Origin of the sequence: Mumia xiangluensis (assembly GCF_010994095.1) — a bacterium.
Classification (GTDB): Bacteria; Actinomycetota; Actinomycetes; order Propionibacteriales; family Nocardioidaceae; genus Mumia; species Mumia xiangluensis.
This window is the reverse complement of sequence record NZ_WJYO01000008.1, coordinates 67590-77462: the sequence shown is the minus strand read 5'-3', so window position 1 is coordinate 77462 and position 9873 is coordinate 67590. Positions and strand designations below refer to the sequence as shown.

Annotated in this window: 5 protein-coding genes; 2 read left to right on the top strand and 3 right to left on the bottom strand. The window is 69.6% G+C overall.

Annotation, left to right across the window (positions count from 1 at the left end):
* The coding region (locus GH747_RS21900; RefSeq protein WP_407663289.1) for a glycosyltransferase family 2 protein at window positions 1-594 on the bottom strand (594 nt) is incomplete at its 3' end.
* A 70-nt stretch (window positions 595-664) separates the two neighbouring features.
* A complete protein-coding gene (locus tag GH747_RS21895) occupies window positions 665-2524 on the bottom strand; it encodes a glycosyltransferase family 2 protein (RefSeq protein WP_228552792.1) in 1860 nt (619 codons plus the stop codon).
* Window positions 2525-2555: 31 nt separating this feature from the next.
* Here GH747_RS21895 and GH747_RS21890 point away from each other — a divergent pair, with 31 nt between their 5' ends.
* Together GH747_RS21890 and GH747_RS21885 are read left to right on the top strand one after the other, a co-directional pair.
* Window positions 2556-4793, top strand: coding sequence for a CDP-glycerol glycerophosphotransferase family protein (locus GH747_RS21890; protein ID WP_149767116.1), 2238 nt, complete (start codon window positions 2556-2558; stop codon window positions 4791-4793).
* On the top strand, window positions 4790-8035 hold the full coding sequence (locus GH747_RS21885) for a CDP-glycerol glycerophosphotransferase family protein (protein ID WP_149767118.1): 3246 nt from the start codon (window positions 4790-4792) through the stop codon (window positions 8033-8035). Before GH747_RS21890 ends, GH747_RS21885 begins: the two co-directional genes overlap by 4 nt.
* A gap of 26 nt (window positions 8036-8061) precedes the next feature.
* Here the strand turns inward: GH747_RS21885 and GH747_RS21880 are convergent, their stop codons facing one another.
* The gene (locus GH747_RS21880; RefSeq protein WP_163695203.1) at window positions 8062-9741 is read right to left on the bottom strand and encodes a class I SAM-dependent methyltransferase; all 1680 of its coding nucleotides are present in this window, start codon (window positions 9739-9741) and stop codon (window positions 8062-8064) included.
* Between the last annotated feature and the right edge of the window lie 132 nt (window positions 9742-9873).

Genomic DNA, 9873 nt, shown 5'->3' with positions numbered 1-9873 from the left:
CCAGCGGTAGCAAGGGTAGGACGCCAGCACCGACGCCACCGGCGCGCACGCGAACACCTGACCCATGAAGTGGTGATCCTCCAACCGCACCCGACCCTCCAGGAACCGGATCCCGTGCTCCATCAGGAACGACCGCCGAAACAGCTTGTGCACCGTCCGCGACTGCATCACCCCGTCGGCAACCAGATCCGCACGCTCCACGTCACGCCGCGCCAACCCCCAGTACGGCGTCCCCCCACCGACCCGCACCACCTTGCCCGCCACCACGTCCGACCCGTTGCGATCAGCCATCGCGACCATCCGCTCCAACGCCTCCGGGAACAGCTCGTCGTCCTGATCGGAGAAGAACACATACTCACCCCGCGCCCGCTCCAACCCCACGTTGCGCGGACGCCCCGGCCACCCCGAGTTCGCGATCGAGACCACCACCATGTTCGAACGCTCCGCCGCCCGCGCCCGCAACCACCCCAACGTCTCCCCATCACGAGACCCGTCGTCGACGAACACCAGCTCCACCGCACGCCGCCCCAACGACTGCGCATCCAACGACGCCAACAACGGCACGATGTTCTGCCCAGGCTCGAACACCGGCACCACCACCGACACCCGCGGACCACCCCACGGCAACAGCCGCCGTACCCACCCCGCCCGACCAACGACCACGTCAAGCCCCCACCACGTCGACGCTCTGCTCCGGTCGGGTCTCTGCACGCGTGCCCGAACGACCGTCGCGCAGCACGAGGACCAGTGCTCCCCTGGCGCCACGGCGCACCCGGGCACGCCGAAGCGCTCCCTTCGACCGCACGCGCGCGCGTCCCGCGAGTACGGCGTGCCCTGGCGGAAGCGGGACGGGCCGCACCGCACCGCGACCGATCAGCCGCGATCGCACGTAGAGCGTCCACCGCCCGGCGTCGAGCCGCTGCCCGAACGAGCCCTCTTGGGGATCGAGCGTGGCCTCGACGGTCGCCGTCTGCAGGATGTCGCCTGAACGAGGTGTCTCGACCACGCACCGTACGGTCGAGACCGGCCACTCGATCCCGGAGTCTCGCTCACGGATCGACAGCTCCGCCCAGCCCGCATCGGGCGAGCCGACCGCCAGCGCAGGCTCCGAGTACGCCGGCACGACGATCTCGGAGACCCCGTCCACGCCGGCGCTCGTCACCGTCCGGACCAGAGCGGGATCGGTCGTACGCAGGCGAGCCAGGACGACCAGCCGCAGCAGACCGTCGTCCCACGAGGCGTCGATCAGCTCGGCGTCGACGACCGTCGCGCGCGCCGCGCGCCGGATCGCGAAGAGGTCGCCGGCATCGCCGCGGCGGAGTGCGGAAACCTCCGCACGACGCCACACCGGCAGGTGGGGGTCGACTGACTCCGGGACAGAGCGGCGGACCAAGTCCGAGACCGCGTCGAAGATCTCGGCCGCATCATCGGCCGGGATACGGTCCACGTTCGCGACGACGGCCCGCCCCATGGCCTGGGCTGCACCGACCGTCCGCAGCGCGGTGACCACGGCAGGGTCTGCGCCCGGACGGTCCACCGCGTCGACCGCGCGACGGTAGTGCTCCCAGTACGCCGCCTGGGTCACCGTCGCGGCCGAGTTGTTGGTGCCGTCGCGGCGATCGATCCAGCGGTAGCAAGGGTAGGACGCCAGCACCGACGCCACCGGCGCGCACGCGAACACCTGACCCATGAAGTGGTGATCCTCCAACCGCACCCGACCCTCCAGGAACCGGATCCCGTGCTCCATCAGGAACGACCGCCGAAACAGCTTGTGCACCGTCCGCGACTGCATCACCCCGTCGGCAACCAGATCCGCACGCTCCACGTCACGCCGCGCCAACCCCCAGTACGGCGTCCCCCCACCGACCCGCACCACCTTGCCCGCCACCACGTCCGACCCGTTGCGATCAGCCATCGCGACCATCCGCTCCAACGCCTCCGGGAACAGCTCGTCGTCCTGATCGGAGAAGAACACATACTCACCCCGCGCCCGCTCCAACCCCACGTTGCGCGGACGCCCCGGCCACCCCGAGTTCGCGATCGAGACCACCACCATGTTCGAACGCTCCGCCGCCCGCGCCCGCAACCACCCCAACGTCTCCCCATCACGAGACCCGTCGTCGACGAACACCAGCTCCACCGCACGCCGCCCCAACGACTGCGCATCCAACGACGCCAACAACGGCACGATGTTCTGCCCAGGCTCGAACACCGGCACCACCACCGACACCCGCGGACCACCCCACGGCAACAGCCGCCGTACCCACCCCGCCCGACCAACGACCACGTCAAGCCCCCGGCATGTCGACAAACCCGAGACGGAACGAGACTCAGGATAGACTCGCTCGCTACCGGCGGAGGGCTTCCGAGGAGGAGGCGGTCGCGTGAGATGGGTGCTCGAGCGATCGCGTGCGCGCTCCTGGGGCCTGAAGGGCCGTCGGACGCCGACCCCGTCTGCACCCCCTCCCACGTGGACTGCCGCCCTCCGATCAGCGTCGTGGTCACCCGACGGGTCCTTGACCATCGCGGGCTGGGTGTACGTCGGGGGCGTCGCCATGGAGTCCATCCCCACGTCGGCGCGGGTCTCGCTGACAGATCTTGCGACCGGCCGCACGATCGACGTGCGCACACAGAGCCGGCGTGACCCCGAGGTCAACCACGTCGCGGCCGACCCTGACCACGACTACGCCGCCGGCGCCTTCGCGGCCGAGCTGCCTGTGCCCGACGGCGCTCCCGGGACGGACTGGGACGTGCGCATCGCGCTCGGGACGGGCGCCCAGCGGTGGTCCGGCCCGCTGACGACCCTCTTCCGACGTGCGTCGGCCGGCTGGATCCCCCGTCGGCTCCTCGACGACGGAGCACAGGTCGTGCCGACCTGGCTGCCGGACCGAGGACTTGTCCTCCGCCTCGTACGACGCCAGGTGACCGCCCGGTCCTCGTCGGTGTCGGAGGGGCGATGGACCATCGGCGCCACCATCACCGGGCGGCGCCCGGTCGCTGCGCAGCTGGTCGGGCCGGAAGGTGCCGTGCTCGACGGCGAGGTCGAGGACGGCGCCAAGGTGGAAGGAGGGTGGCGCGCCAGCCTCCGGTTTCCCCTCCCGGCCGCAGGAAGCGGTGTCTGGCAGCCTCACGTGGGCCTCGCCGGGGGAAGCCGCAGGCCCGTCCACTGGTCCGAGGAAGACGCGCCCGCACAGGCCGGGTCGTTGAGCATCGTGGTGACGCCGACCGGCAAGCTGGACGTCACCCACCCGGCCGACGAGGTCGTCGTCGACGAGGTCGAGGTCGTCCCCGGGGAGCTTCCGGAGCTGCTCCTGCGTGGCCGCGCGGCGGCCGGCTGCGAGACCTTCACGCTCGTCCTCAGCGGACCTCGCACCGACAGCACCGCGCACGTCTCGGTCACAGACGGACGGTTCGCCGCCAACGTCCCCCTCTTCGCGGCGTCACAGCTCTGGTCGACCGACGCGCTTCCGCTGCCGATCGGAACGTACCGCGCCGACGCGGTGCGTCCCGACGGCGTCCAGGTCCTCGTCCGGCTCACCGAAGAGGCCGTCAGACGCGCCTGTGGCCGGTGGACGTCCGCGCCTGCCGTGATGGTCCGTCCAGAGCGCGGCCCCCGCAACCGTCTTGAGGTCAGGCTGGCACCGCCGCGCGAGGCCGAGGAGTGGAGCGAGCTCGGTCAGCGCCGCGAGGATGCCGCGTATCGCTCGCGGCACTACGCACCGGAGGATGCCGTGCTCTTCGAGAGCTTCCTCGGCAAGCGAGCAGCGTGCAACCCGCTGGCGATCCGCAACGAGGTGGCGCGGCGGCAGCCGGAGCTTCGACGCGTGTGGAGCGTGTTCGAGGCCTCTGTGCCCGTTCCCGAGGGCGACGAGAAGGTGCTGATCGGGACCCGGAGGTGGCGGGACGCCCGAGGGTCCGCCCGCTACATCGTGACCAACGACTGGCTCCGTCGTTTCGAGCACCGTCCGTTCCAGACGTTCGTCCAGACGTGGCACGGCACACCATTGAAGAAGCTCGCGCTCGACCGCCGCCCGCGCGGCCTGGACGCGGACTACCAACAGCTCGTGCGCGACGAGGTCTCGCGATGGGACCTTCTCGTGAGCCAGAGCCCGTTCATGACCCATGCGCTGCGCAGTGCATACAGGTACGAAGGGCCTGTCCTCGAGGTGGGCTACCCGCGCAACGACATCCTGAGCGGCCCACCCGACCCTGAGCGGGTCCGTCGCGTCCGCGAGCGCCTGGGACTCTCGGCTGAGTCCCCGGTGATCCTGTACGCGCCGACCTGGCGGGAGGACAACGAGCGTCGCACACCGCTGCCACCCGATCCTCAGACGCTCGTCGCGCGCCTGGGCTCGTCGATGACGTTGCTGGTCCGCGGCCACGCAGAGAACATCCGCCACGACCGACGGATCCACGGGCCGAACGTGCTCGACGTGACGTTGTACCCCGACATCTCCGAACTGTTCCTCGTCACCGACGTGCTGGTCACCGACTACTCGTCGCTGATGTTCGACTTCGCGGTGACAGGGCGTCCCATCGTCTTCTTCGTCCCGGATCTCGACGAGTACCAGAACGTCAGCCGCGGCCTGTACCTCGTGCTCGAGGACATCGCACCAGGCCCCGTGCTGCACACCAGCGAGGACGTCGCAGAAGCCCTGTCGGACCTGCAGTCGTTGCGAGCGGAGCACCGCAGCGCCTACGCCGCCTGGCGCGAGCAGTTCGTTCCCTTTGATGACGGTGGCGCGACCGCCCGCGTGGTCGATGCCGTGTGGCCGGGCTCCGTCACATCGTGAGCGGCATCGTCCTCGGCCGTCGGCGGGGCGGCCCGACCCGGTCTCCGGAGAGTGCGTTGAGGCTCCGGCTGACCGGCGACCACCTGTGCGTCGAAGTGACCCTCGCTGATCGCTCGCGGATCGAGGGATTGCTGCTGCGACACCGCGACACCGGGCGCGAGACGACGGTCGTCCCTGTCCGGGAGGAACGGGGAGACGGCACCGTCGGCTTCGACATCGACATCTCCGCCGCGGTCCGGGCGGACCCCTCGTGCGAGTGGATCGACCTGTGGATCAAGGTCTCCGGCGAGGATGACCCTCGTCGTCTCGGCCGGTTCGCGTCGACCGATCGCGGCGGGGCCGTCTCACCGACAGAGGTCGACGGGCTGACCGCGACCGTTCACATGACGCACAAAGGCAACGTCAGCATCCGCGTACAGGCCGAGCGCTCCCGTGAGGTGGCGCTGTGGACCCGCGAGATCTCCCTGCGCCACGGCCGGATCGCCTTCGCTACCGACGTCGTCACGCACAACGTCCGCGTGGTCTCGGCCGTCCTGGCGGTGATCTCGCGTGAGAGCGGGGACGCCACGCGGCTCTCCGTGGGCATCCGGCCGCTGGAAGAGGACACACGTCGCCTCCACGGCCTGCTCCGCTACCGCGTCGACGCAGACTTCGACGTGGGTGTCCTTGCTCGGGCCGGGGAGCACGACAGCGACATCTACGACCTCGCTCTGCTCCTCACGCTCGAGGGCTTCGACGAAACCGTCGAGCGAGGGATCCGCATACCGCCGTACCGGGTAAGACGCCGTCTGCGCGCGGTCGAGGTGTCCGCCGGTGACACAGGCCACCTCGTCACTCCCTACTTCAGCTTCAAAGCACAGCGGCTCTGCCTGAGGGTCGAGCAGTTCTCGAGTGCCGACCTCGAGTTCATGCGCCGCGTGCTACGGCTCGGCTGGGCGTTCGCCCTCGTCCGCCCGTTCAGCAGGATCTGGCTGATCGGGGAGCTCCCGTACAAGGCGCAGGACACCGGCTTCCACTTCTTCCGGTGGATCCGCACGAGCCACCCCCGTCGACGCGCGTACTACGTCATCGAGCGTGACTCCCCTGAGCGTGCGAACGTCGAGCCGTACGGGAACGTCGTCCTGCACCGCTCTCGCCGTCACATCCTCTACTCGTTGCTCGCGTCGCGGCTTGTCGGTTCGCACCACGCCGAGTACCTGCTCGCCTCGCGCAGCCCTCGCTTCGTACGGTGGTCGCGCGGAGTGCGTGTGTTCCTGCAGCACGGGGTGATGGGCACGAAGAACATGACCGGCAACTACGGCCGCCGTGCGTCGACGGACTTCCGGACCGACCTGTTCCTGGTCAGCTCCGAGCGCGAGCGCGAGATGGTGGTCGATGACTTCGAGTTCTTCCCCGGCCAGGTGCGAGTCACCGGTCTCTCGCGCTTCGACGCGCTACTCGCCGACGACGTGGACGTCGAGCGCGCCCTGTTGATCATCCCGACCTGGCGTGACTGGCTGAGAGCGCGTGACTTCGGCGAGAGTGAGTTCTTCGAGCAGTGGAACGGGCTGCTGACCTCGGCGAGGTTCCAGGAGATGATCCGCCGCCACGGGCTGGCCGTCTGGTTCATCCTCCACCCGAACATGCGCGAGTACGCAGAGCGCTTCGACGCCCCCGGCGTCGTCGTCCTGCAGCAGGGCGACGCGCCGGTCCAGGACCTCCTCAAACGCAGCGCCGTCATGCTCACCGACTACTCCAGCGTGGGGTTCGACTTCAGCTTCCTCCACCGTCCGGTGGTCTACTTCCAGTTCGACCGCGCGCGGTTCCTCGGTGCCCGTGGCTCACACCTCGACCTCGACGCGCACCTTCCGGGCGAGATCGCCTTCTCGCACGACGAGGCGCTCGATCGGCTGGACGAGGTGCTCAAAGCAGGGATGACGATCTCCGAGCGCAACCGCGCGCGGGCCGACGCGTTCCTCGAGCGCCGCGACCGCGACAACAACGAGCGGATCTACGAGGTGGTTCGCCGCGCCTGGTCCCCACTGACGCCGGTGCGGCGTCTGCGCAGCGCCTCCCCGTCACGTGCTCTCTTCAACCGGTTCCGCAAGAGCCGCTTCTACTTCCCCGCCATGCGCGTGCTCTACCGCCTGGCGACGCTGCTGCCGCGACGCGACCTCGTCGTCTTCGAGAGCGCGAACGGGAAGCAGTACGGCGACAGTCCTCGCTACCTCTACGAGAAGCTGCTCGAGCGTGGAACCGAGAGCACTCTCGTGTGGGTCAACGACTCGACCGTCCGGCTCCCCGACCCGAGCACGCGCAAGGTACGGCGGTTGAGTCCGCGATACTTCTGGCTGCTGGGTCGGGCGAGCCACTGGGTCAACAACCAGAACTTTCCGCACTACCTGCGCCCGGCCCACGGGACCCGCTACGTGCAGACCTGGCACGGCACACCGCTGAAGAAGATGCAGCACGACCTGGAGCAGGTCCACGGTCGCCGCGACGACTACCTCGAGCGCGTCACGAAGATGACCGGCTACTGGGACGACCTCGTCTCCCCGAGCCCGTACGCCACGGCGGCCTTCCGTAGCGCTTTCCAGTACAAGGGTCGCGTTCTGGAGTGCGGCTATCCCCGCAACGACGTGCTGCACTGGCCGGACGCCGACGAGCGAGCGGACCTCGTCCGCCGCAGGCTCGGGATCCCGGCCGAGAAGCGCGTCGTCCTCTACGCGCCGACCTTCCGAGACGACCGTACGAGCGGCGGGGGGTTCGCGGCGCAGGCCGAGCTCGACCTCGCGCGCCTGCACGACCGGCTCGGCGACTCCGTCGTCGTTCTCCTGCGGATGCACTCGGTCGTTCGTGGGCGGGTCACGGTCCCCGAGGACCTTCGCCGATTCGCCATCGATGCGTCGCGCTACCCGGACACGCAGGAGCTCCTGCTGGTCGCCGACGTGCTGGTCACGGACTACTCATCGGTCATGTTCGACTTCGTAACGCTGGACCGGCCGATCGTGTTCTACACCTACGACCTCGACCACTACCGCGACGACCTCCGCGGTTTCTACTTCCCGTTCGAGGAGCAGGCACCCGGGCCGCTCGTCCGCACGAGCGACGAGGTGGCCGACGCACTGTCCGAGGCGCTCTCCGGGAGCGAGGGCTACGCCCGCGCCCGTGCTGACTTCCGTGCCCGGTTCGCCCCGCTCGACGACGGCTCGGCCTCCGAGCGGGTCCTGGACGCCGTGTTCGGGCGATCCGACGACCGCTGATGGGCGGGTGCCCTTCTGCGGTCCAGTCAGCCTCGCCGAAAGATCGTCGCTCGCTTCTGCAGGCGGAGGTCCTCGCGCGAGAACCCCGGCAGGAGCTCCTCCCACATGCGAGCGACCTCCTGCTCGTCGTTGCGAATCATGTCGTCGAGGACGACCGACACCCGGTCGGCGAACCGGTCCCGCATCATCGGCACCGCCGGGAAACGGGCGTGCACTCCGGTCGCGGCCGGCGGGCCGTCGACGAGGAGCAGTCCGACATCGGAGAGAGTCTCGAGCGCCGCGGGGTCGTACCAACGGCCGCGGTAGCCGGCCACATCGACCTCGGTCAGGGGAGCGTCCCGGACCTCGGCAACGTCGCCGAGGCCATGGCGAGCGAGGACGGCTCGCGTCTGCTCCCCGAAACCTTCGTGGTGCTCGAGTGCCACGACCTTGCAGTCGAGACCGAAATGGCGGATGGCGAGGCCGAACCAGAGCGTCGAGACACCACTTCCGCACTCCACGATGAGCGACGGCCGGCGCGAGAGCAGCTCGTCGACGACTACTTCCACCAGATCCGGCGAGGCCGCCCATCCACCCATGGCGGGAACCCTGCCCTCGACAGGGAGCAGAGAGAACAGGTGGATGGCCGACTGGATCTGGGCGAGCTGAGCGGAGTTCTCGACGGTCCGCCTGCTGACATCCCTGTTCAAGCCCGTCTCGAGTGCCCGGACGGCCGTGGCGGTACGAGACTGCCCCACCTCGAGGCGTCGCACCGAGACCTGGAGCTCCTGCCACTCCTCGGCATGCCTGGTCCGTTCGGACTCGAGGTCCTCCGTGAGCTCGGCGTGCCGCTCTGCCAACATCTCGAGCGCCTTCCGAACGGCATGACGTTGACCCTGCGCGACGGACGCAGCGCGTCGCACTGCCCACAGGACAAGTGCGAGGGAGGCGACAGCGCCGACGAATGCACAGGCAGCAACGATCCCCGCGCCGATGCCGCCGGCCGCCGCGAGCCAGCCCACCGCAACCGCGACGACGACGAAGGCCGCAGCACCGGCAACGGCGACGACCGGGCGCCCTCCCAGTCGGCGCACCATCGCCGAGGACGCACGCGAGACGCGCGCAACGCGGGATCGCTCTACCGCCTCGCGCCGGCGCTCGGCCTTCGCGCGGGCGGCCTTCTCGTTCTTGAGCCGCGCACGGACGCGCTGAGCACGCTCGCGCTGAGCAGCGAGCCGCTCGTTCTTCACCTCGAGACTGTTGCGCAGGTCGGCCACAACCGACCGCAGGCGCGTGACATCCTCACGCTCACGGCCCACTGCTCGCCGGGGATCATTCATCAGGAGGCGAGCCCACAGGTCGTCGACCTCGCCCGCCGTCCGCGTCGATCCCACCGACATGGCCACCACCGGCACGTCGCCGAGCCAACCCACGCCATCGACACCGAGCGGAGCGTACGAGCTCAGATCCCCGTCGAGCCGGCCGAGGTCCACGAAGAGCTGCAGCTGCGGCTCTTCGGCGACGCGCGCGACGGCGAGCCGTACGAGGTCGGCGGGAAGGCTCCCTGACAGAAGGAAGCCCGACACCACCCCGGCACTGCGGGGAAGCTCGCCGTCGGACACGACGACGTCGTCACAGCTGTCACGGAGCTCACCCACGGTCGCCCCAGGCTGGGTCGAGACCACCACGAGCTGCCCTCGGACATGGATGTCGTACCTGCCGTCCACGTGTCCTCCTCGTCGCCGACCCGCGAGACTCATCCGGGCCTCGGATAGCATTGCACGGGCCCCGCCGCGGGCCTGACCGGCCCTGCCTCGAAAGCCCCCGGGGGAACTGTGACCCAGCACGACCGAAGCCAT

What these genes read in the sequence shown, in the direction of transcription:
- GH747_RS21890 (WP_149767116.1), top strand. Translation starts at nt 2,556, where the DNA reads ATGGAGTCCATCCCCACGTCGGCGCGGGTCTCGCTGACAGATCTTGCG.
- GH747_RS21895 (WP_228552792.1), bottom strand. Translation starts at nt 2,524, where the DNA reads ATGGTCAAGGACCCGTCGGGTGACCACGACGCTGATCGGAGGGCGGCA.